The sequence below is a fragment of the Corynebacterium sp. HMSC035E02 genome (assembly GCF_001836065.1).
GTDB classification, from domain to species: Bacteria; Actinomycetota; Actinomycetes; order Mycobacteriales; family Mycobacteriaceae; genus Corynebacterium; species Corynebacterium hiratae.
Window position 1 is genome coordinate 667 of record NZ_KV827373.1, and the last position, 21,818, is coordinate 22,484.

General features: G+C 61.8%; 24 protein-coding genes. 14 read left to right on the forward strand and 10 right to left on the reverse strand.

Annotated elements, in window-relative coordinates; all coding sequences use genetic code 11:
* Positions 1–158: 158 nt before the first annotated feature.
* Entirely contained in the window at positions 159–1,211 is a 1,053-nt protein-coding gene (locus HMPREF2635_RS10680) for a pseudouridine synthase (protein ID WP_083321304.1), read from the reverse strand.
* Between HMPREF2635_RS10680 and HMPREF2635_RS13465 the strand changes: the two genes are divergently transcribed.
* From HMPREF2635_RS13465 to HMPREF2635_RS10695, 4 genes are all read left to right on the forward strand, one after another.
* Complete coding sequence (locus HMPREF2635_RS13465) at positions 1,147–1,287, forward strand: hypothetical protein (RefSeq protein WP_168160887.1); 141 nt, start codon at positions 1,147–1,149, stop codon at positions 1,285–1,287. The genes HMPREF2635_RS10680 and HMPREF2635_RS13465 overlap by 65 nt on opposite strands.
* A gap of 46 nt (positions 1,288–1,333) precedes the next feature.
* A complete protein-coding gene (locus tag HMPREF2635_RS10685) occupies positions 1,334–2,230 on the forward strand; it encodes a universal stress protein (protein WP_046647652.1) in 897 nt (298 codons plus the stop codon).
* A 139-nt stretch (positions 2,231–2,369) separates the two neighbouring features.
* Positions 2,370–2,630 (forward strand): GlsB/YeaQ/YmgE family stress response membrane protein, encoded by a 261-nt coding sequence (locus tag HMPREF2635_RS10690; protein WP_010188457.1) that lies wholly within the window; start codon positions 2,370–2,372, stop codon positions 2,628–2,630.
* Positions 2,631–2,698: 68 nt separating this feature from the next.
* Positions 2,699–3,307 (forward strand): TetR/AcrR family transcriptional regulator, encoded by a 609-nt coding sequence (locus HMPREF2635_RS10695; RefSeq protein WP_049154626.1) that lies wholly within the window; start codon positions 2,699–2,701, stop codon positions 3,305–3,307.
* On the opposite strand, the gene yidC is transcribed toward HMPREF2635_RS10695, so the two are convergent.
* A complete protein-coding gene (yidC, locus tag HMPREF2635_RS10700) occupies positions 3,264–4,250 on the reverse strand; it encodes a membrane protein insertase YidC (protein ID WP_070821732.1) in 987 nt (328 codons plus the stop codon). The two genes, HMPREF2635_RS10695 and yidC, sit on opposite strands and share 44 nt — an antisense overlap.
* A gap of 66 nt (positions 4,251–4,316) precedes the next feature.
* Between yidC and HMPREF2635_RS10705 the strand changes: the two genes are divergently transcribed.
* Positions 4,317–5,075, forward strand: coding sequence for a class E sortase (locus HMPREF2635_RS10705; protein WP_070682176.1), 759 nt, complete (start codon positions 4,317–4,319; stop codon positions 5,073–5,075).
* Positions 5,075–5,227 (forward strand): hypothetical protein, encoded by a 153-nt coding sequence (locus HMPREF2635_RS13470; RefSeq protein ID WP_168166775.1) that lies wholly within the window; start codon positions 5,075–5,077, stop codon positions 5,225–5,227. Before HMPREF2635_RS10705 ends, HMPREF2635_RS13470 begins: the two co-directional genes overlap by 1 nt.
* Positions 5,228–5,247: 20 nt before the next feature.
* On the opposite strand, the gene HMPREF2635_RS10710 is transcribed toward HMPREF2635_RS13470, so the two are convergent.
* A complete protein-coding gene (locus HMPREF2635_RS10710; protein ID WP_070821733.1) occupies positions 5,248–5,802 on the reverse strand; it encodes a DUF2020 domain-containing protein in 555 nt (184 codons plus the stop codon).
* Between HMPREF2635_RS10710 and HMPREF2635_RS10715 the strand changes: the two genes are divergently transcribed.
* Positions 5,801–6,973, forward strand: a complete 1,173-nt coding sequence (locus HMPREF2635_RS10715) for a sensor histidine kinase (RefSeq protein ID WP_070821734.1) — start codon at positions 5,801–5,803, stop codon at positions 6,971–6,973. The two genes, HMPREF2635_RS10710 and HMPREF2635_RS10715, sit on opposite strands and share 2 nt — an antisense overlap.
* A 36-nt stretch (positions 6,974–7,009) precedes the next feature.
* Positions 7,010–7,648: a LuxR C-terminal-related transcriptional regulator gene (locus HMPREF2635_RS10720; RefSeq protein ID WP_046647640.1), complete on the forward strand. Its 639-nt coding sequence runs from the start codon at positions 7,010–7,012 to the stop codon at positions 7,646–7,648.
* Here HMPREF2635_RS10720 and HMPREF2635_RS10725 read toward each other — a convergent pair.
* Together HMPREF2635_RS10725 and HMPREF2635_RS10730 are read right to left on the reverse strand one after the other, a co-directional pair.
* Complete coding sequence (locus HMPREF2635_RS10725; protein WP_070517764.1) at positions 7,645–7,962, reverse strand: histone-like nucleoid-structuring protein Lsr2; 318 nt, start codon at positions 7,960–7,962, stop codon at positions 7,645–7,647. The genes HMPREF2635_RS10720 and HMPREF2635_RS10725 overlap by 4 nt on opposite strands.
* 315 nt (positions 7,963–8,277) lie before the next feature.
* Complete coding sequence (locus HMPREF2635_RS10730) at positions 8,278–8,910, reverse strand: DUF6474 family protein (protein WP_070821735.1); 633 nt, start codon at positions 8,908–8,910, stop codon at positions 8,278–8,280.
* A gap of 75 nt (positions 8,911–8,985) precedes the next feature.
* On the opposite strand from HMPREF2635_RS10730, the gene HMPREF2635_RS10735 reads away from it, so the two are divergent.
* The gene (locus HMPREF2635_RS10735) at positions 8,986–10,422 is read left to right on the forward strand and encodes a TM0106 family RecB-like putative nuclease (RefSeq protein WP_210401614.1); all 1,437 of its coding nucleotides are present in this window, start codon (positions 8,986–8,988) and stop codon (positions 10,420–10,422) included.
* 126 nt (positions 10,423–10,548) lie between these two features.
* Here HMPREF2635_RS10735 and HMPREF2635_RS10740 read toward each other — a convergent pair whose 3' ends face one another.
* The gene (locus tag HMPREF2635_RS10740; protein ID WP_049156873.1) at positions 10,549–11,841 is read right to left on the reverse strand and encodes a hypothetical protein; all 1,293 of its coding nucleotides are present in this window, start codon (positions 11,839–11,841) and stop codon (positions 10,549–10,551) included.
* Between the two features lie 11 nt (positions 11,842–11,852).
* Positions 11,853–13,004, reverse strand: a complete 1,152-nt coding sequence (locus tag HMPREF2635_RS10745; RefSeq protein WP_070517763.1) for an MFS transporter — start codon at positions 13,002–13,004, stop codon at positions 11,853–11,855.
* Positions 13,005–13,074: 70 nt separating this feature from the next.
* Between HMPREF2635_RS10745 and HMPREF2635_RS10750 the strand changes: the two genes are divergently transcribed.
* Positions 13,075–13,947 carry a LysR family transcriptional regulator gene (locus HMPREF2635_RS10750; protein ID WP_070517762.1) on the forward strand — a complete coding sequence of 291 codons (873 nt, stop codon included), beginning with the start codon at positions 13,075–13,077 and terminating at the stop codon, positions 13,945–13,947.
* Positions 13,948–14,265: 318 nt separating this feature from the next.
* Here HMPREF2635_RS10750 and HMPREF2635_RS10755 read toward each other — a convergent pair whose 3' ends face one another.
* On the reverse strand, positions 14,266–14,868 hold the full coding sequence (locus tag HMPREF2635_RS10755; protein ID WP_046647628.1) for a superoxide dismutase: 603 nt from the start codon (positions 14,866–14,868) through the stop codon (positions 14,266–14,268).
* A 163-nt stretch (positions 14,869–15,031) separates the two neighbouring features.
* On the opposite strand from HMPREF2635_RS10755, the gene msrA reads away from it, so the two are divergent.
* Entirely contained in the window at positions 15,032–15,682 is a 651-nt protein-coding gene (gene msrA / locus HMPREF2635_RS10760; protein ID WP_070517761.1) for a peptide-methionine (S)-S-oxide reductase MsrA, read from the forward strand.
* A 24-nt stretch (positions 15,683–15,706) separates the two neighbouring features.
* On the opposite strand, the gene HMPREF2635_RS10765 is transcribed toward msrA, so the two are convergent.
* Positions 15,707–17,548: an alpha/beta-hydrolase family protein gene (locus tag HMPREF2635_RS10765; RefSeq protein WP_070821736.1), complete on the reverse strand. Its 1,842-nt coding sequence runs from the start codon at positions 17,546–17,548 to the stop codon at positions 15,707–15,709.
* Between the two features lie 140 nt (positions 17,549–17,688).
* Here HMPREF2635_RS10765 and HMPREF2635_RS10770 point away from each other — a divergent pair, with 140 nt between their 5' ends.
* The 3 genes from HMPREF2635_RS10770 to HMPREF2635_RS10780 are packed head-to-tail and all read left to right on the forward strand — an operon-like array spanning position 17,689 to position 20,291.
* Positions 17,689–18,636, forward strand: coding sequence for an L-lactate dehydrogenase (locus HMPREF2635_RS10770; RefSeq protein WP_046647625.1), 948 nt, complete (start codon positions 17,689–17,691; stop codon positions 18,634–18,636).
* Positions 18,636–19,340: a glycerophosphodiester phosphodiesterase family protein gene (locus HMPREF2635_RS10775; RefSeq protein WP_070682201.1), complete on the forward strand. Its 705-nt coding sequence runs from the start codon at positions 18,636–18,638 to the stop codon at positions 19,338–19,340. Before HMPREF2635_RS10770 ends, HMPREF2635_RS10775 begins: the two co-directional genes overlap by 1 nt.
* Before the next feature lie 21 nt (positions 19,341–19,361).
* Positions 19,362–20,291, forward strand: a complete 930-nt coding sequence (locus HMPREF2635_RS10780) for a DUF5926 family protein (protein ID WP_070821737.1) — start codon at positions 19,362–19,364, stop codon at positions 20,289–20,291.
* A gap of 105 nt (positions 20,292–20,396) precedes the next feature.
* Here HMPREF2635_RS10780 and HMPREF2635_RS10785 read toward each other — a convergent pair whose 3' ends face one another.
* A complete protein-coding gene (locus HMPREF2635_RS10785) occupies positions 20,397–21,791 on the reverse strand; it encodes an LCP family protein (RefSeq protein ID WP_083321305.1) in 1,395 nt (464 codons plus the stop codon).
* Positions 21,792–21,818 lie beyond the last annotated feature (27 nt).

Here is a 21,818-nt window from a genome sequence, read left to right on the forward strand (position 1 = left end):
TCATCGTGTCAGTTCCTTTCGGATAGGGAATTATAGGGATGTCCTAGGCTATCGGACCAACATGTCAAAGGCAATGGTTTGAGTGCTGGTCTAATTCCGTCCTCATTCTTTGGCAGCAGTGTTGCTTGGCCCAGCCTTTTTGGGTACTGGGGCCAAAACTACGGGCGAAGAAGATTATGGGTATGTAGGGGTAATCGAGAGTGAAACTCACGGGTATAGCCGGTTACGGGGTCGGCAAAAGAAATGTGCGTCGCCGTCAAGTGCATGGGAATTCGCATATCCTCGGCTTCTGCCGGGTAGATGACGGGGTAGATGGGGTCCCCAATAATGGGTATTCCTGCCTGGAGCATGTGCAATCGGAGTTGATGCGTCTTGCCAGTCTGCGGCTTTAAGGTGTACTTCCCGAGCTCTGGTAGTGAACCGTGGATGGACTCGTAGGGGGCCTTATCTACGGGCACCACGCCGGCGACCTCGGTGATGGCATTGACTTCCCCCTCGACGATGCGGCCTTGCAGCTCCCCCGGGGTCTTCTCCATACGGGAGCGCCAAATGGTGCCTGGGGAGACGTCGGCAAGCGGCGCGATGGCCTCGTAGGTCTTGTTTACGCGGCGCTCGGCAAACAACGTTTGGTAGGCGCCCCGGACGGAGCGGTCCTTCGTAAAGACGAGGATGCCGGAGGTAAGCCGGTCGAGACGATGCGCGGGAGATAGCTCGTTGTTTCCCGTCATCCGGCGCAGGCGCACGGTTGCAGTCTCTGTGATGTGCCGGGCGCGGGGCATGGTGGCCATGAAGGGCGGCTTATCCACCACTAGGAGGCGCTCGTCCTCAAAGAGGATTGGTATGTCGTATGGGACGGGAGTTTCGGGAGCCGGCATGCGGTAGAAGTACACCATTGCGTTGGTGGCGAGAATACTATCAGGGCGAAGAGGGGAACCATCTTGGCGCACAACTTCGTCTGCGTCGAAGCGGGCCTGTAGCGCGGCCTCGTTGTCGCCGGGGTGACGGTGGCGCTGAGTGACGATGAGGTGGTGAACGAAGTTCCACGCGGTAATCGGACCTTCAGGCACGCGGGCGTGGGTGGGGTTTAGCCCATCACGGATAGGAAGTGGTGTTGCGCCACGCCTTGTTTGCGATATTCTTTGACCCATGGATTTTAACTCTATTCTCGCACCCGTCATCGATTTCTTCTCTAATGGTATCGGTGCCGTCATTCGTGACATTGTCGTGGCCGCCTACAACATCCTCTTCCCTGCGAACGCGGACGCTGCTACCACCCCACAGGTCTAGTAATAGGTATTAGACTGGAAGTGTAAGCACTTCGAAAGGAAAGGTCATGGCAAAGGAAGACATTGTCGTCGTAGCCGTTGATGGTTCGGAAGCGTCGAAGAACGCCGTCCGCTGGGCTGCTAATACCGCGGTAAAGCGGGGTATCCCGCTGCGTATTGCATCGAGCTATACGATGCCGCAGTTCCTCTACGCCGAAGGCATGGTTCCGCCGAAGGAGCTTTTTGATGACCTCCAGGCGGAAACCCTAGAGAAGATCGAGGATGCCCGCGCCGAGGCCCACAAGGTTGCCCCGGATCTGAAGATTGGCCACACCGTGGCTGAGGGCTCCCCGATCGACATGCTGCTGGAGATGTCCAAGGACGTCACCATGATTGTCATGGGCTCCCGCGGTATGGGCGGTCTCTCCGGCATGGTGATGGGCTCGGTGTCCGCATCCGTCGTCTCCCACGCCTCCTGCCCGGTGGTCGTAGTCCGTGAGGATAACCACGTCACTGAGTCCACCAAGTACGGTCCGGTTGTCATCGGCGTCGATGGTTCCGAGGTTTCCCAGAAGGCAACCGATTACGCCTTCAAGGAAGCCGATGCCCGCGGCGCGGAACTCATTGCCGTTCACACCTGGATGGATATGCAGGTGCAGGCTTCTCTGGCCGGCCTCTCCGCTGCGCAGGCTGAGTGGGCTGAGGTGGAGAAGGAGCAGGCAGAGCTGCTGACCGAGCGCCTCGCTGAATTCCAAGAAAAGTACCCGGAGGTACAGGTCAAGAAGGTTATTGCCCGCGACCGTCCGGTCCGTGCGTTGGCTGAGGCTTCCGAGGGCGCTCAGCTGCTGGTTGTCGGTTCCCACGGCCGTGGTGGTTTCAAGGGCATGCTGCTTGGCTCCACCTCCCGCGCGCTGCTGCAGTCCGCGCCGTGCCCGATGATGGTGGTACGTCCGGACTCCGAGTAACCTTCGCATAACCCCGCTATAACGATTCGGGCCCATTTACTGGATAAGTGGTAAGCCCGAGTCGTTTTGGTGTTTTAACGCGTACGGTGGGGAGCACGTAAATAAAAGCTATTTACTGTTATGAGAAGGAGAGAGTGACATGGGACTTGGTCTCGGTTTCTTTGGTTCGATTGTTGTTGGCATCATTGCGGGCTGGCTCGCTGAGAAGATTATGAAGCGCGATCAGGGGCTGTTCACTAACCTCATTGTTGGTGTTATCGGTGGCCTGATTGGTGGCGGCTTGCTTGCGCTCTTTAATAAGAGTGTTGGTGATAGCTGGTTCCTTATGATTATTACGGCAACGGTCGGCGCCTGTATCCTGCTGTGGATTGTGGGAGCCATTACGGGCCGCAAGAAATAATAATTCGCATACATACCGGTTTGTCTATATTGTGTAGATGAACCGGTTTTGTCATGTGAGGAGAAGAAATGGCCGAAAAGAAGTCGCGACGCAATCGTCCGAGTCCGCGCAGCCGACTGCTCGAATCCGCCACGCGGCTCTTTACCACCGAAGGAATCCGCGTGATCGGCATCGACCGCATCCTGCGTGAGGCGGACGTCGCTAAGGCATCGCTGTACTCCCTCTTCGGCTCTAAGGACGCCCTCGTTATCGCGTACGTTGAGGCCCTTGATGAGGAATATCGCGCCGATTGGCAAAAGCGCACCGAGGACGCGACAGACCCGGAAAGCAAGATTCTGGCCTTCTTCGACAAGGCCATCGAGGAGCAGCCCTCCATGGAATTCAGGGGCTCGCACTTCCTCAACGCTGCGGGCGAGTATCCGCGGCCAGAAACTGATGCCGAGCGCGACATCGTGGCCGCCTGCGTCGAGCACCGCACGTGGATGCATTCCACGGTCACAGCACTCCTCAACGCTAAGAATGGCTACCCCTCAGAGGAGCAGGCGAGCGAAATTCTCATCTTCCTTGATGGTGGTCTTGCCGGCGCCCGCCTTACCCGCGACGTCGCCCCGCTCGTAACGGCCAAGCAGCTGGCTATTCGGCTTCTGTCGGCCCCTCCTGCCGACTATTCGATTTAACAATCTTTCGTGCCTCCGCCACGATCTCTGAGTGGCGTTTGCGGTTAGCTGCGAGCTCTTCCTTATGCCCCGGATCTTCTTTGAGCCGCTGCTTAGCGGCCTTCTTCTCCCGCTTCTTTTCCTTGGTGCGCCAGCGCTGGATGCTGGCACGGCGCTGCTCGTGGACGGCCTCTGGCAGCGGGTAGCGCTTGCGCAGAATGATTTCGTACACGCCCGTCTGTAGCAGGGTGAAGAGGTAGGAACAACCCCAGTAGAAGATGATGGTCACGGGGATGGGGCCGTGCCAGGCCACCATCCACAGCATCCACGGTATAAGAACCACCATGAGGGCCATGAACCACAGCAAGCGGCGAGGGATCTTTTCGTCGAAAAGCGTGGTGAGGTAGCCGCGGTAGAGCGTAATGAGCGTGTTGAGGGAGGTAAACACGAGTGCCGCGATGAGCATTGGCAGGACCAAGTCACGGTGCTCGCGGGCGAAATCGGTGAGGGGAACGCCGAAGACGGTGGAAGCGCGGAAAGAGGAGACGTCGTCTAGCGTGAGCATCCCCACCGGCTCATGTGTGGAACCGGAGACGCGGAGCACCACCTGGTAGAGGCCAATAAAGGCGGGAATGATGAGGAAGGCTGGGAAGCAACCCACTAATGGATTGTGTTGAAAGCGCTTCTTGAGATCGCGCTGCTGCGTAAGGACGGCGACGGCTTCATCGACGGTGTCGGCCCGAGCGAGCTGCGCGTTGAGCTCAGTCATCTCTGGGCGCATGAGGGCTCCGATGCGGCCTTGCTTCACGGAAAGCCAGTTCAGCGGAGCAATGAGCCCGCGGACCGTCAGCACCAGGAAGACGATGGTGAGGATCCATGACATGGAGCCGGAGAAGAAAGCACCTAACAGGAGGTGCCAGAGTTTCATGATTCCGGAGACCGGATACATGAAAATTTCGATCATCGCCTACTCCTCTTTCTGCAGGGTGGTGGGGCACTTACACGTTACAGGGAGGCTAGGGTAGTGAGTATGCCCCACCCCACCGCACGCACGCGAACGACCGTCGGCTCCGTCATCGGTGAGCTGATGCTGACGGCCGGCGTGCTGCTGCTGCTCTTTGCTTTTTATGAGTCCTACTGGACCAACATCGCCTCCGGCAAGCTACAGGACGAAGCCAACGAGACGCTACAGGAGGAGTGGCACAATCCGCGCGGCGCTGGCCATGCCCCGCAGCTCGGTGAGGCATTTGCACGCCTCTATATCCCTGCCTTCGGCTCGGACTTCGCCTTCGCGGTCCTCGAAGGCACCAACGAGGATGATTTGCTGCGCGGACCGGGGCGCTACACCGACACGCAGATGCCCGGTGAGCCGGGCAACTTTGCGGTGGCCGGACACCGCGTGGGCAAGGGCGCGCCCTTTAATGATCTGGGTAACCTGCACACCTGCGACGCCATCGTCATCGAAACTGCGACGGAGTGGATCACCTACCGCGTGCTGCCTATCGACGGTTCCCCGGGGGAGTGCTTCAGCCCAGAGCAGCAAGCCAAGCCGGAGTACCAGCCCATTCAAGGCCGCCACATCACGCTGCCGGGTGATGTGAGCGTGCTCCAACCTGTTCCCGGGGCGGAGGGCGTTGAGCCGAGCGAATCCTTGCTTACGCTCACGACGTGTCATCCGCAGTTCTCAAATGCGGAGCGCATGATTATTCACGCGATGGAGACCGACCGGGAGGCTAAGAAGCCCGGCTCAGATGACAATGACCGCCCCGCCGTCTTGGAGGAGAACTAATGTATCGCGCACTGTGGAACCTGTTGCCCGGCCCCACCGCGGTAAAAGCCGTGCTGGCGTTGGCTCTTGCCGTGGGGGTCTTCTTCCTGCTCATGGAGGTTGTGTTCCCCTGGGTAGCAGCGCAGATGCCCTATAACGACGTCGCCGTTTAGCCCTCTTACTGTTTAGGTCTTTACAGTCCTAAACGCTTGATGGTTTCTTGGGCTATGAGCTGAGGTTTGAGCGTTTGCAGCTGGTTCGACCACACCACCACGGCGTGGTTGTCCTTCTGCACGGCGAAGACCGAGTGATCCTCAAAGACGCCGCGCCCGCCCGACCAGCCATCGAATTCGGCGAGCTCCGTGTCCTCGACAGGGGCGGCCCAGTCCACGACCGCGCGCGCTTCCTCCACGCTGGGCATGTGGCGGATGAGGACGGTGGCTTGTGGGTCCTCGGGGTAGGACCAGAACACGCAGGCGGGGGTGCCAAAGCGCTTGTCGACGCCCCACCGGGTCACCCTCTGCCCGTTCGTATCGGCCACCCATTGGGTATCCAGATAGGGGCAGTCTTCCCAGTCGCTGACCTCCGCCGTGGCGTCGATGGGCAGGCCATCGCCTGCGTCGGTGGGTGGCGCAGGGCTTGCGGCCGGGGTGCTGGGGGTGGGGTCGTCTGCATCCGAGCACCCCGCGGCGGCGAAGCCGATGCCGATCAGGCAGGCGGCAAGCGGGGGAAGTAGGCTGTGGCGCATGACGTCCACACTAGACCAGCGCTCGGTTGAATCGGATGCCCTGCGCAACGGTATCCACGTCCTGACGGCGACGCTGCTGGTGGTGGCGATTTTTACCACGGTGCGCCTACCTCTGTGGCAGGGCGTGCTCAACCTGCTGCTCTTGGTTTCTTTCGCCGTGGTGTACTTCGGGGGCTCAGCCTACTTGGAGACGCTGCCGCGCATCGCGCGTTATGGCTGGATAGTCATCCTCACGGTATTGTGGCTTGCCGACTTGGCTGTGGCGCCTGCGGCCATCTACCTCGTGTTTTCCCTGTACTTTGTGTACCTCTACGTACTGGAGATGATCCCCGGCGTCATCTGCGTTATCGCGGCCACGGTGATGACCGTGCTGGTGCAGGTACCGGGCGGGCTGTCCTTCGGCGGCGTCATGGGCCCAGCGGTATCGGCCCTGGTGACGATCGCTATCACCTATGCCTTCCGGGCGCTGAGCCGTATGAACCAAGAATTGGTGAAGACCCGTTCGCAACTTGTGGAGTCCGAGCGCACGGCCGGTATGACAGCCGAGCGCCAGCGCATCGCCCACGAAATCCACGACACTCTGGCACAGGGCCTGTCCTCCATCCAGATGCTTCTGCACGCCGCTGACCGCGACCTGGCCCAGGAGAATATCCCTAAGGCGCAGGAGCGCATTGAGCTCGCCCGGCGCACCGCGGCGGATAACCTCCACGAGGCGCGTGCCATGATCGCAGCACTCCAGCCGGCGGCGTTATCAGAAACCTCCCTGGAGTCAGCTATGACCAGGATGGCGGATAACTTCGCGGCAACCGGTGGGGTTGATGTTTCCGTGGACGTTGAAGGCGATGTCCAGCAACTTCCCATGAAGGTGGAAGCAGCACTGTTGCGGATTGCGCAGGGGGCGATGGGGAACGTCGTCAAGCATGCCCACGCCAGCAAGGCACGGGTGACGGTAACCTATGTGCCGGATGAGGTGCGCGTGGACGTGGTGGACAATGGAGAGGGCTTTGATGTCGAGGCAGTGGAGAATAAGCCGGCGGGGTTGGGGCATATTGGTCTATCGGCGATGCGCAGGCGTGCTGAGGAACTTGGTGGAGAGGTCGTGATTGAATCCACGCCAGGCAGCGGTACGGCGGTCTCAGTTAGTGTGCCCTTACATAACGATGTAGATTAGGAATTTGTCCACACCGTACCAATGAGGAGGAAGCCCGTGATTAGGGTCTTGCTTGCCGACGACCACGAGATCGTACGCCTAGGTCTACGCTCGGTGCTCGAGGGGGCTGAGGATATCGAGGTGGTGGGTGAGGTAGCGACCGCCGAAGCCGCCGTCTCCGCAGCGCAGGCAGGTGGCATTGACGTCCTCCTCATGGATCTGCGGTTTGGAGCGGGTATTGAAGGCACCCGCGTCATGGGCGGCGCGGAGGCGACTGCCGCCATCCGCTACTCCATGGAGAACCCGCCCAAGGTGCTCGTGGTGACCAATTACGACACTGACGCGGACATTCTCGGGGCGATTGAGGCCGGAGCGGTAGGCTACTTGCTGAAGGATGCGCCGCCGGTCGAGCTGCTCGCGGCGGTGCGCTCGGCGGCCGACGGTGATTCGGCGCTTTCGCCGGTAGTGGCCGATAAGCTGATGACCCGCGTGCGCACGCCGCGCACCTCCCTTACCCCGCGCGAGCTGGAAGTACTGAAGCTAGTCGCGGCGGGATCCTCCAACCGGGAGATCGGTGTGGAGCTGATGCTTTCGGAGGCGACGGTGAAGTCTCACCTCGTCCACATCTACGACAAATTAGGAGTGCGCTCGCGCACGTCGGCCGTGGCGGCCGCCCGCGAGCAGGGCGTTCTTTAGAGGTTGTTGGCGTCGCGGTAGGCCAGGATGACGTCGTTGGGGATCTTGCCGCGCTCGGCCACCTGGTAGCCGTGCTGGGCGGCCCAGGCGCGGACATCGGCCGGCTTGTAGCGGCGGGTGTCCTTCTTCACCGGGTGACGGGCGGCCTTGACAAAAGGTTCCATTGCAGCGTGGAACTTATCGGCATTCTCCTGGGAAACATCGAGGAGATAGTCTTTACCGTCAACGCTGAAGCGGATGACAATCAGTTCTTCTTCGCTGAGGGGCTTGTTATCAATGTCGTCAAAAAACTGGGTGATTTCGCGGCGTGCCATGATTCTCCATTCGATCTGTAATCTGATCGCGCTGTGCTTGGGCTTCCCTCATCGTTCACCACAAGAGCGGAAGCCTAAACTTTAAGTAACTTAACGGATTAAAGAGAAAGTCATTAAAAGAACCTTCTCTTGTTATTGACTATAGAGCAAAACCACGTCTGCGACACAGTTAAGGGGCGCAAGGAGAAGCAATATTCTGGCCGGTAACAAAGGCTGATTTTAAACCCGCAAGAAAAAGCCTCCGATCCGCTTTCCCGCCCTTGTTAGGAGGCGGGGAATGTGGGGATCGAAGGCTGGAAGCTGTGGTGCGAAGGGTTATGCGCCCAGCTTGGACTGGATCTCGTCGTTGAGAGAATCAATCTCGCCGGAGATGGAGCGGTGTGCGCGCTGGCGCTGCTGCTCAGTCATGTATTCCGCATTGTCGATTGCGGAATCGAGCTCGTTGAGCCGCTCCTTGACGTCGCGCTTAAAGCCGGCGGGCAGCTGGGCGTCCTTCAGGGAGTTGCGGATGCCGGCGGTGCGCGCCTTTAGCGGTGCGCCGTGGCCGGAGAAGGAGGCCAGCTGCTCAGCGCTGACGCCAGCCTTGTGCGCGCGCTTCTTCTCAACCTCGCGCTGAGCAACGGTGATGCCACGATAAATCAGGGGCAAAAGAAGCGGTGCGGCGGTGCGCAGGGCACCGGCATAGCGCTTGACATTGTCCTTATTAAAACGCCCCTGCTTAATGCGATCGAGTTCCTTCTTGGCCATTTTGTACTCGTGCTTGCGGCGCTTCTTCAGGCCCTTTTCCTCAGACTTAATAAGCGCCTTTTCTTGCTTGGCCAGCAGCTTCTGCTGGCGGTGCTTGGCCTTATCCGCAGCCTTGACTTCTGCCTTTGCACGGGTCTTGGCGGCCTTGATTTCAGCGCGGGCCTCACGGCGGGCCTTGCGGATCTTTTTCATAATGCCCATTGAAACGTCCTTAAATCATTTTTCCTTAGGGTCTCGCTACAACTCTAGCAAGGTGGTCTACTAAGCTCACCTGCTGTGAAGGATGTGCTCGTTGCCACGGATCTTGTGGGCTGCCGTTATCGCTTGGTGCAGCGCCGCGCGCATCCTGAGATCCCACGCACCGCGGTAAGTCAGGCCCGCGCGGAACGCCATGCGGCGGCTATCGATGCCGCCTTGAGCCGCCTTCCCGCCAAGGGGCCAGGCCGTTTTCGCCGCATTGACCTGGAGGGTAGCGACTTTGAACGGGCCCTGGCTACGCTCGAGGCTCTAGCTCGCGGGTATACGCACATCACCAACGCCGTCTTTTCCACCGAAGAGTGGATGGTGCGCGTGGAGCTCCTGGTCCGAGATGGGGATAAATACAGCCCCGTCATCGTCTCCGATCACCGCGTGGCCCGCCCGCACGAGAGCTCGCGCACCCTGGTTGTCCCTACCCATCGTTTGGGGTTGAGTGAGCCGCTACCGGCAAAGTACAAGATTCGGCACCATGCCATCGACGGCTACCGGTTGGCCCTGGCCGCCCGGGGCCTGGAAGAAGTAGGCCTGAATTCCGGCAGGGGCGCGGCGATTGGGCAGGACCGCAGCCAGGCTTTTGTCACGGATACCTCGCGTTTTGCCATCGATGAGGCGCTGGCACAACCGCTGCCCGAGGGCCCGCGCCGCGTTAAAGAGTGCGCCTCCTGCCGCTTTTGGCCCTTGTGCCGGGAAGAGCTGGAAGCCCGCGATGACATTTCCCTTTTCCTGCCGGGCGACCGCGCCAACCCCTACCGCGAGCGCGGTATCACAACGGTGCAAGGGCTTATCGACGCCTCCCTCGGCGCCCCCTCCGCCCTCGCCGCCGCCTGGCGCGAAGGTATTCCCCTGCTGCGCCGCGGGCAGGTCAGCGTTCCTCGCGCGGATGTGGAAGTCGACGTCGATATGGAGGCCTACCTGGATCAAGGCGCCTACCTGTGGGGTGCACTCCTGGACGGTGAGTATCACTCTTTTGCCACGTGGGAGCCGCTCGGCGGCCGGGCGGAAGCAGAGAATTTCGCCGAGTTTTGGGAGTGGCTCATGGGAGTGCGCGCTGACGCACATGCGGCGGGAAAGACCTTTGCGGCGTATTGCTACTCCGCCCACGGGGAGAACCATTGGATGCGCAGGTCCGCGCAGCGTTTTTCTACCCCCAACCTCCAGGAAGTGGAAGAGTTCATCTCCTCGGAGGAGTGGGTGGATATGTTTGTCCACGTCAAGCGTAGTTTCGCCGGCACCGCGGGGTTGGGTCTGAAGACCGTGGCCCCGGTCGCGGGCTTTGAATGGCCGGAAGAGTTTGACGGCGAAGAATCCGTTAACGCCCGCCGCGCTGCGCTTGCCGGTGACACGGACGCGCGTGCGCAGATTCTGCGCTATAACGCCGGCGATGTGCGCGCTACCCACGTGGTCCGCGAGTGGATGTCCGCCGGCGCGCCGGGCGTGCCTCCCCTCGAGCCCTAGCTTCTTCTGCCTTCCCGTTTTGCAAATCCCCAGACCTGAAACCCGCAACCTGCAGGTGGGCGTCGCCAAGCGCTTGCCGACGCCCCACTGCCCACGCAGGAGGTTGCGGGATCGAGGTCTGGGGATCTACAGGATGAGGCTGAGTCCGCCGAGGATGATGAGCACCGCAAGCGCCACCCACACCTGGTCCCAGTCCGTTGTGCTCGTTGGGGCTGGGCCTTCGGCCTTCTTGAGAAGCACGGCTTTCTGGGCCTTGACCGCGCGGGCGGTGAGGATGGGGAGGACAGCCATGGAACCGAGGCAGAGCAGCGAGGCGGCAACCATGGTGAGGGAACTGGAGGTGGCCAGCCAGAGGGCAAGCCCGCCGTTGATGAAGACCGAGCGCCCCAGCCCCCAGCGGTTGTATTCGCGCAGGCCAGCCCGCACCGCTGAAGGGCCGCCGCCCATCGTGGTGGGCAGCATATAGCCCATGACGCCGATGAGCAGTTGGGCGCCAAACCCCACGACGAGCGCGAGCATGGGAATCTGTGGCTCGCTGGAGAAGAAATGCTGGGTGGTGTAATACACCAGACCGCCGAGCAGCCAGAAGCAGGAAAAGAGCACAGAAAGCGCCGGGAAGGTGATGCGCCCGCGTGGTTCCCGGAACACGCTAAGGGCATTGAGTAACCAGCTCTGTAGGCTGAGCGCCCAGCCGACGCAGTAGAGGATGAGGCCCGCTTGCGGTACATTCCACGCGCTGCCGATCACGGTGGTCACCACGCCCAGCGCCAACAGCGTGAAGCTCAGGCCCATGTGCGGATTGATTCCCTTGGTGCGCCAGATAGATGGGAACAAGATGGTGAGTGAGCCGGCCGCCGCCAGCCCCACGAAGCCACCAATATTGGCGGCCACGTGCGCGATGAGCAGGCGCGGATGGGAGGGGTGCGTCGCGAGGAAGGCACCAAGAGTGGCACCAACGGCAAGAAAGAAGGCTGAGGCTACGTATGCAGCAACGACAGGGCGGAATCTTTTGGATTCCGCTTGGCGCCATAAGGCAAAGAGGGCCACGCCGTGCCAGACCACGGCGAGCGCGACAAGTGTGGCGCCTATCTGTGTGAGCACCCAGTGGTGGCCCCAATATTCACTGAGGATTTGCCCCACGAGGGTGAGGATAACGCCGGCATTCTGCAGATAAATCCGCGCGAGCTGGCGAGGGCGGGCCGACATCGGAACTTTGAGCTGCACGAACTTCTCGGTGAGGTGCTGGGACCACACCACGATGCTGTTGCTGAGGATGCCGAGCGTGAAAAGGTGGATGAGGACCCACCGGTAATTCGGGATAAAGGTATGGATTGCGCCCGCGAGAAGAAAGACCATCATCCACAGGCTGACAGGGCGGGATGCTTTCCTGTGCCATGTGCGCGGTGACCATTTGTCCATAAAACACGATTTTATCCGGTTTTTCTCACCACCCAACTCAACACCGCGATGCCCGCGGCGAGGGCGGTGTAGACGGCGATGAAGCCGGTCCACGACAGGGAATCAAAGAGCACGCCGGCCAGTGCGCCCAGGATGGAACTGCCCAGGTAGTAGAAGAAGACATAGAGGCTGGAGGCCTCAGCGCGGTCGTGAGTGGCGATATGCCCCACCCACCCCGAGGCCGTGGAGTGCGCTGCGAAGAAGCCGATGGTGAAGAGCACGATGCCGAGAAGGGTGGGGATCAGTGCCCCCATACAGAGCGCGATGCCCACGGCAAAAAGCAGGCAGGACAGCAGCAAGGTGTTGGCGTGGCCGACCTGCGTGACCAACCGGCCCGCCCGCGCCGAAGACCACGTGCCGGTGAGGTAGAAGAGGAAGACCAAGCCGGCCAAACCGGGCGCGAGGTGGAAGTGGTCGATGAGCCGAAAAGCCAGGAAGTTATAGAGGGACACGAAGGTGCCCATGGCCACGAAGGCCACGATGAATAAGGGGATGAGGCGGGTGTCCCGGGCATGGCGGAAGATGGCGCGCAGCTCCGAGCGGAAGTGAATCTCCTTGGGGGTGAAGTTCTGCTGGTAGGGCAGCAAGATCGCGGCGATGATGGCGAGGATGAGCGTGACCAGGCTAGAGCCCGCCAGTGCCCAGCGCCAGGACGTGAGCTCGAGCAACCCGGTCGGGATGAGGCGGCCGGTGAGCCCACCAATGGTGGTGCCGGCGATGTACAACCCCATGGCACGGGCAACGTAGGAGCTTTCGAGCTCCTCTGAGATCCAGGCCATGGCGGTAGCAGGTGCGCCGGCGATGACGGCGCCCTGGAGCGCGCGGGTGGCGATGAGGATCTCCGGATTGGGTGCTAGCGGAACAAGCATGCCGATGAGCGTGGCGGCAATGGTGGAGACGAGCAGGAGCTTGCCGCGCCCAATGCGCTCGGAAATGATGGAGACTGGGATGACGCAGACGGCCAGCGCGCCGGTTGCGGCGGAAATAGTCATGGCGGCCTCAGTGGAGGACATGCCCATGTCCTCCACCAACGTGGGCAGCATGGCTTGGGTGGGGTAAAGGCAAGAAAAAATTGCCAGACCCACGAAGAGCATGGCAATGGTGGCGCGCCGCGTTCTGGTCATGCATCAAGCATGGCCTAGCGCGGGTTATGTGTAAAATGTCTAAAAGTCACATAAAGCATGCGAGGTGTGCATGAATCTGGAGGATGTGCGCGGCGTCGTCGCCGTGGCCGACCATGGCCTCGTCGGCGCGGCTGCCGACGCCCTCGGGCTCTCCCAATCCGCGTTGACCCGCCGCGTGCAGCGGATCGAGACGGCCGTGGGGGCCAGCCTGTTTGAGCGCAGCGGCCGGCGCCTGCGGCTGAATGCCCGCGGCCGGGCCTTCGTGGAACACGCGCGGCGGATTCTTTTGTCGGAAGCCGCCGCGCGCGATGCCGTGGCCCGGCTGATGGATCCTGAGCGTGGGACCGTGCGCCTCGACTTCATGCATTCCCTGGGCACGTGGATGGTCCCGGAGCTACTCAAGACCTATCGCGCCGAACACCCACACGTGGATATTCGCCTGCACCAAGGCGCGGCGCGCGGGCTCGTGGAGAGGGTAGCCGCCGGCGAGTCCGACTTGGCGCTGGTCGGTCCCCGCCCTACCGCCCCCGGCCCGCTAGGGTGGCACCAGCTCAAGCTGCAACGCTTAGGTCTAGCGGTTCCCGAAGGTCATTGGGCCGCAGGAAGAGACGGGGTGCGCATGGAAGACTTCCGGGACGAGCCCTTCATCGGCATGCTGCCGGGCTATGGAACCCGCATGCTTCTCGATTCCCTGGCGGGCGAGGCCGGTTTTAGCCCTCGCCTCGTCTTCGAGTCGATGGAGCTGACCACCGTGGCCGGCCTCGTGGCCGCCGGGCTGGGATCGGCCCTGCTGCCGCTTGATGACCCGTATCTAAAAGCCCGCAACCTCATTCCCTTAGAACCAGAGGCCTACCGCGAGCTGGGTTTGGTGTGGCGCGAGGGCGATGATGCCCCGCCGGTGGAGCACTTCAAGGATTTCGTTGTGGCACGCACCGCCGACTAGCTATCGAACGGCAGCGCGGCCGCCAACGCGCGGAGTGCTTCAGGGCTGGAGATCTCGTGTGGCAGCCTGGCACTGGTGCTCCCAGGCGGCAGAGTGCCTTAACGGATAGGCCAACTGCCCAATATGACGAAGATCCCTCTCGGATCTGCAATGGCGGCGCATAACTTTGGCGGATCGGGCAGTTGTGGTCTGGATATCGGGGTTGGGTGGTCCTCCGCAAAGCTTGTAGAGGGAGTCACAACGCGAAACCGCGCTGAGCCTCAATGAAGAGAACTCAGCGCGGTCGAAGCTATATGGCCTTAAAGGAGGCCAGAGGGCTTACTTGGTGGCAGCAGCGTAACGCTCAGCAACGTCATCCCAGTTGAAGACGTTCCAGACAGCCTTAACGTAATCAGCCTTCACGTTCTTGTACTGGAGGTAGAAGGCGTGCTCCCACATATCCAGCATCAGCAGTGGGGTGAAGTTCACGGAGATGTTGCCCTGCTGATCGGTCAGCTGCTCAATAATCAGGCGGCCAGCAACGTGGTCGTAGCCCAGAACTGCCCAACCGGAGCCCTGCAGGCCGGTAGCAACAGCGGAGAAGTGAGCCTTGAACTTCTCGAAGGAACCGAAGTCGCGGTTAATAGCCTCAGCCAGCTCGCCGGTCGGCTCGCCGCCACCGTTCGGGGAGAGGTTCTTCCAGAAGATGGAGTGGTTGGTGTGGCCACCCAGGTTGAAGGCAAGGTTCTTGGACAGAGCGCGGATAGCGTCAGCGTTAGCCTCGCCGTTGCGCTGCTCCTCCAGAGCCTCGAGCGCAGCGTTAGCGCCAGCAACGTAGCCAGCGTGGTGCTTGGAGTGGTGCAGCTCCATGATCTCAGCGGAGATGTGCGGCTCCAGAGCGTCGTATGCGTAGTCGAGTTCAGGAAGTTCGTAAACAGCCATTTGTGTCATCCTTTCTTTGGGGTACGAGGCCCCATCGTAGGGTGCGGATGAGGATTTGGCCACAATAATTTTTTAATGGGAACCGCCGTGAACGAAAACCTGGATTGCAAGCGGCCTAGCGGAGTATAAGGGGAGGACAACACTACGCGAAGGAGAATCCTGCATGTTTCTTTTCAAGCCAGAACCCAAGCTGGTGGCAGCGGAGGACGCCCTTCCCGGGCGATCCGAGCCCGTCTTGGACAACCCGCAGCCCCATGCGGTCCTGGGGACTCCTATCACCGGTCCGTGGAAGGAAGGGCAGAAGTCCCTCATCATTGCCATCGGCTGTTTCTGGGGCGCGGAGAAGATGTTCTGGGAAACCGAGGGTGTGGAGTCGACGTCCGTGGGCTATGCGGGCGGCACCACCCCTAACCCGACGTACTACGAGGTCTGCCGCGGGCTGACCAACCATGCGGAGGCAGTGCAGATTACCTACGACCCGCAGCGCGTGAGCCTGCGCGACTTAGTGGTCAAGGCTCTGGAGGCGCACGATCCGACCCAGGGCTTCCGACAGGGCAATGACGTCGGTACACAGTACCGCTCGGCGTTCTATCCAGAGACCGAGGAGGAACGCGCGGAGATCCAGCAGCTCGTGGATTCCTACGCGGGCAAGCTTGCCGACGCCGGCTTCGGCGCCACCACCACCGAGGTCACCCTCCTCAGCGAGACGGACTCGGGGGAGTATTACCTGGCCGAGGACGAGCACCAGCAGTACCTGCACAAGGTGCCCAACGGTTACTGCCCGCACCACAGCACCGGCGTCAAGTGTGGCTAGCGCAGTGAGCGCACTGGCGTGCGGCTAGAGCTGCTTGCGCACGTGCGTGCGGAAGTCGGAAGGTTTGTTGAGCTGGTCGCGCTCCACAAAGTCCCGCATGCGCTCAGCGAGCTCCGGAGTGAGCTGGGTGCGCGTTTGGGATCCGAGGACGGAATCCCAGTACCAGAAGGTTTCCTCAAAGTAGTTGTGGCCGTGGCCGCCCGGCACGTTGAGCGAGTTGATCTGGTCCAGTGCTACCTGCCAGAAGGTGATGAACGGGTGCCAGCGCAGGTTCTTAAAGGTATCTGCGTACAGGGTCTGCGGGGTGGGCTCGTGGATCCAGTTGGGGCGGGCATAGATGAGCTTGCTGTCCCACCACACGATGGCATCGGAGGCGTGCTGCCCCACCGCCACGCGCGGGCGCTCCCAGGGGCCATAGGGTTCGCCGAAGGCATCGTGTTCCATGTGGGCGGGAACGCTGGCGAAGCGGAGGTGCCGGCCGCCGTCGATAAGCGGCAGGCGTTCCAGGGAACCGCGTTCGCGGTGCAGGCGCCGCATGAAGCTGGTCATCCGAGGCGGCCCAGTGAACACCGCACCATCGCAGTCGGCTAGCAGTTCTTCGAGCGTCTCGTAGTTTTCCACGATGGCATAGCAGCCCAAGGACTCGCCGCTTAAGTACAGCTTCGGGCGGTTGTCCTCAGGCAAGAGCTCGAGGCGGGCATGAACGGCGGCGATGAGCTCGCGCGCAAAAGTGCGGGAGAGGTTCTTATCCACCAGGTAGGAAAACATGGAGGGCAAGTAGTCGAATTGCAGGGCTACGGTGGCGCAATTGCCGCGCGTAAGGAATTCATAGCCGCTGACCGAATAATTGTTGATCCAGCCTGAGCCGGAGGGCATCTGCAGCACGATGGTGTCGCGGTGGAATGCGCCCGTGCGATCCATCTCCGCCACCGCGTGGCGGGCGGCGGCGTGCGGACCACGGCCGCGGATGAGCCCGATGTAAATACGGATCGGCTCGTGGGCACGTTCGAAGTGCATAACTTCTTTGATGTCCTGGGCGCGTGGGCCGCGGTCGAGGAAGGCCCTGCCCTGGGAGCCGACGGCCGTCCACGGCTCGTGGGACCAGGGGCTTCCCGAGCGTTCCGGCTCCCAGGGCATCGCGGAGCCTGGGTACACCAATTTATTGAGGGCCAGACCTTGGATGGAGGCCCTGCGGAGCAGCCGGCGCCAGACCATGCGGTCGCTGACCACGGCCGCAGCGAAGCCAACCACGCCGCCGGCGAGCGGCCACGCTATCCACCTGGGCAGCCAGCGCTGCACCTGGCGGGATAGCTGGGTAACGGCGATCTGCGCTGCTTCCCCGACGATGAGCAAGGCGCCGTAGCCCGCGGTGCCCACCACCATGCCCAGCGCTGCGGATTGGGGGCCGCGGTCATTAAGTTTGCTCACGAGGCGGGCTTGTTCTGATTGGTTGCGCAGGGAGCGTATGCCCGCGATGAATGTTCCGATCCCAAGCAGGTAGTAGGAATAACGTCGAGTGGTGGGGCCCACGTGGTCCTGGGGGCGTCGCCCAGCGAGGCGGAGCCCGCGCTTGGCGGCGAAGGCTGCGGTGGTGGCGGCGAGGTGGCCAGCGCCTTGGCCGATGGCTACGTTGGCGGCGGTGACCCACCAGGGGCGTGGCAATAGCGACGGGGAGACGGCGGCCCAGGTTGCTACCTCCGCGCCGAAGATCCCGGGCCACATATTCTGCGGCAGGCGCCGCCGGCCGGTCATGCGCATGCCGGGTGTGAGATCGCTGATGAGCTCCAGGGAAAAGATGGCAGCCTGAAGGCCTGTGCGGGCGGTTTTGAGGGCGATGCGGCGCGCAAGTTGACGCATGCTGGCCATTGAACCAGCTTTGGGCCGTACGTGCAGTGATGCCACTAATCAGACCCAATCGGACATGAAAATGTGAGATCGGACTACTTATCCTGTGAATTCGGGCGCATAACGAGCAAAATTCGGACATTGGGGGCACAATAGGAGACATGGGAAATCATGTTGGAAACAAAGTAGTACTCATCGGCGCTGGCGACGTTGGAGTTGCTTACGCCTACGCTCTGGTCAACCAGGGCACTGTTGACCACCTGGCCATCATCGACATCGACGAAAAGAAGCTCGAAGGCAACGTCATGGATCTCAACCACGGCGTTGTCTGGGCCCCGTCCCGCACCCGCGTGACCAAGGGCACCTACGAAGACTGCAAGGACGCCTCCATGGTCGTCATCTGCGCCGGTGCTGCGCAGAAGCCTGGTGAGACCCGCCTGCAGCTCGTGGACAAGAACGTCAACATCATGAACTCCATCGTGGCGGACGTCATGAAGAACGACTTCGACGGCATCTTCCTGGTCGCCTCCAACCCGGTGGACCTGCTGACCTATGCAGTGTGGAAGGCCTCCGGCTTCCCGCACCAGCGCGTCATCGGCTCCGGCACCGTCCTGGACTCGGCCCGCTACCGCTACATGCTCTCTGAGATGGATGACGTGGCGCCGACCTCCGTCCACGCCTACATCATTGGTGAGCACGGTGACTCCGAGCTGCCGGTCGTCTCCTCCGCCAACATCGCAGGTGTCTCCCTGTCCCACCGTTCTGAGAAGGACCCGGGCTACAACGAGCGCATCGAGAAGATCTTCGAGGACACCCGCGACGCCGCCTACCACATCATCGACGCTAAGGGCTCCACCTCCTACGGCATCGGCATGGCCCTGGCCCGCATCACCCGCGCGGTCATCCAGAACCAGGCCGTCGCACTTCCTGTCTCTGCTTACCTGCAGGGTGAGTACGGCCACGAGGATGTCTTCATCGGCACCCCGGCCATCGTTGACCGCTCCGGCGTCAACCGCGTTATCGAGCTAGCCCTCGATGACCACGAGAAGGAGCGCTTTGAGAACTCCTTCAACACGCTCAACACCATCAAGGAAGAAATCTTCGGCTAGTGAAGATCGTCGCCCACAGGGGATACTCCGGGAAATATCCGGAGCTATCCCCTCTTGCCTTTGAGAAAGCGCTCGCGCTTCCCATTCACGGTATCGAGTGCGATATCCGCCTGAGCAGCGATGGCAAGGTGGTGGTTCACCACGATCCCACCCTGGACCGCACCACGAACGGCTCGGGCCGAGTGTCTCGCCTGACCTGGGAGGAGCTGCGCCGCCTGAAGATTGGCGGCGGCCAGCGCATGCTGCTTCTCGACGAGCTCCTCGAGATGCTCGGGGATAAGAAGCACCACCTCTACATTGAGACCAAGCATCCCTCGGGGCAGGGCGACATCCTCGAAGAACAAATGGTGCTGCGGTTGCGCTATGCAGGGCTTCTCGACGACCCCCGGATCCACATGATTTCCTTTTCCCACCGGGCCATCCGTCGAATGGCAGCGCTCGCCCCGCACGTTGACCGCATCTACCTGCGCCGCGATTGGGAGCGCCATTTCAACCGCCCCGATATCCTGTTATCGCAGCCCACTGGCCTGGGTATGTCGCTGTTGCGCGGCAAGCTGCAGCCCGACGCGATTGGCGCGCACGGCCTGCCCACGTACATGTGGACCATCGATAAACCCGAGGACATGAAGTGGGCATGGGCCAACGGGGTGGATATTCTCGCCACGAACCAACCGGAAGTGGCCCTGCATGCCATTGAGCTGTAATGAACAGGTAAGTTGTTCAGTATGGCCAAGAAGAAAAAGAAGAACGAACAGCTGCCGGAGGGCATGTCCCGCCGCCAAGCTAAGCTCGCTGCCCGCGCCGCCGAGCGCGCTGCCCTGGAAAAGGACCCTCGCCCCTTCGGTGGGCTCGCCGCTGAGGCTAGCCTCGTCGCCCTGCAGGAATTTGTTCCTTCCGCAACGGCGAAGCTGTCCGTCAAGGGCTTTGACAAGGACGTCTACGTCGCCACCGTGCTGCCCGGTGCTACCGCGGCGCTTATTCGTGACGAGGAGTCTGGCGGCGAGGCCTTCGTGGGCCTGCAGGTACAGTCCCACACCCACAACCCGGGCCGCGACTTGGCTTTTGCCCTGAACTGGGTGAAGAACAACGCGCCGGGTTCCACCCTCGAGTCCACCGCTGCCGACGGCTCCCAGCCGGAGCTCAAGGAGCTGCTTGAGGAAGACGCCGAGCTGGAGATCAACGTCTACCAGGACTTCGCGTGGTGGATGCCGGAGGGCGCGCAGGTTCCTCCGCAGATGGCGCAGGCTCTGCAGCGCGCCAACGATTCCGTCATCGAGTCCTACCAGGTGGGCCAGGAGGCCGAAGGTTTTGTCGGCACCGCCTTCTGGGCTAACGCCGGGGGCGGCAAGGCCCACATCCGCTGGGTTCGCCCCTGTGATGACGAGAATGCTTTCCTCAACGCGCTGGCGCGCGTGGCTGCTCGCGGCGAGCTCAACTTGGGCGAGGACACCAAGTTCGCCGGTGTCTTCCGCACCCACGGTCTGATCGCCCCGGTCTTTGACCTCGACCCAGGGGTCGCGCACGACTCCTACGAGGCCGAGCTGTCTCGCGTGAACAAGGCGTTGGAGGAGGAGATCTCCAACGACGCCAACCTCAACGCCGATGAGCGCAAGCAGCTGCAGAACATCAAGTCCCGTCAGGTGACGCTGCGCTAATTCCTCGGCGCCTTCGCCCCGAGGCTTAGGTACATATCGATCAAATAGGGCTCCAAAACCACGAGGTTTTGGAGCCCTATTTGATCGAAACGACCGGTCGAAGCCTTAGCGCATGGAGTCCCAAAGTGCTTGGGCCTCGGCGTCATCCCAGAGGACGACATTACCCACGACCGTGTCCTGGAAGCCGCCGATCGGCACAGTCTTCGTCTCCACACCCGAGGCCATCGACAGTGCCACGCCGGCAAGGTGCCAGACGTGGTCCTTCTCGTTGACGATGAAGGAATCTGCGGTGTGGTTGACCAAGGAGATGGCCTTGAAGGGGTTGCCGATGGTGGAGAAGGACGTTGCCTTATCCAGCAGCGCGGCGAAGAACTCGCGCTGGCGTTCGACGCGGTCCAAGTCACCCATCGCGGTAGCGCGGGTGCGCACGTAGCCAAGGGCATCTGGTCCGCGAAGCTTCTGACAGCCCGCTTGGAGGTCGATGCCGGCGAGCGGATCGTTGATGGGCTCCTTGACACAAATCTCCACGCCGCCCACGGAATCCACGACGTTGGCTAAGCCGCCCATGCCGATCTCCGCATAGTGATCGATGTGGAGGCCGGTGGCTTGTTCCACGGTTTGGGTCAGCAGCTGCGGCCCACCGTAGGTGAAGGCGGCGTTGACCTTGTCCATGCCGAAGCCGGGCACATCGACGTAGCTATCGCGCGGAATGGAGACCAGCTGGGCCTTTCCGGATGCGGGAATGTGCAGAAGCATGATGGTGTCGGTGCGGCCAACTCCTACGTCACCGCCGGTGCCCAGCTCGGCCTGTTGTTCCTCGGTGAGGCCCTGGCGCGAGTCCGAGCCCACCAACAGCCAGTTCGTCCCGGAGGTCGGCGCCACCTGCTCGGAGGGTAAGGCATCGATACGGGTCAGGCGCGAATCCGTCCACAAGGTGAAGGCCACCATGAAGACGAGGGCGATGACGATGAGCCAGCCCAAGCAACCGAAGACCTGCTTCGCCGGGTTGACCTTCTTGCGGCGGCTATGCGGGCGCCGAGCAGGACGCCCGCGGGACGCAGTCTGTGGGGAGTAGCTGCGTGGCGGTGCGTCGGGGCTTCGCCGGTATGCGCCGGCGGCAGGTTCCCGGGCGGGCATGTTCTGCTGGGGCGCCGGGCGCGGCGATGCGTGCTGAGCCATATAGGCATCGACGTCGAAGCGGGTTTCCTCCGGACGCGAGCGCTGCGCACCGGGGCGCTGAGCGCGAGAAGAAGAGTGCGTGGGATTAGCTCGCTGCCCGGAGGGGCGGCGACGCACCGGGCGTCCGTAGCGATCCCGCAGGGGCTGCCCGTCAGCGCCAAGGACGAACTCACCGGCATCCTGCCCGGCAGCATGCGCACCGCGCGGGCCATCCGGGCCGTGGGGGTGGGCCGGGCCAGTGGCACCCGCGCGGCGGGAATCGCCGTGGGGACTGCCAGCGCGGCGGGAATCGCGCTCTGGATCGCGTCCTTGGTAGGTCATGGGGAACACTGTACCGCGAAATCACTT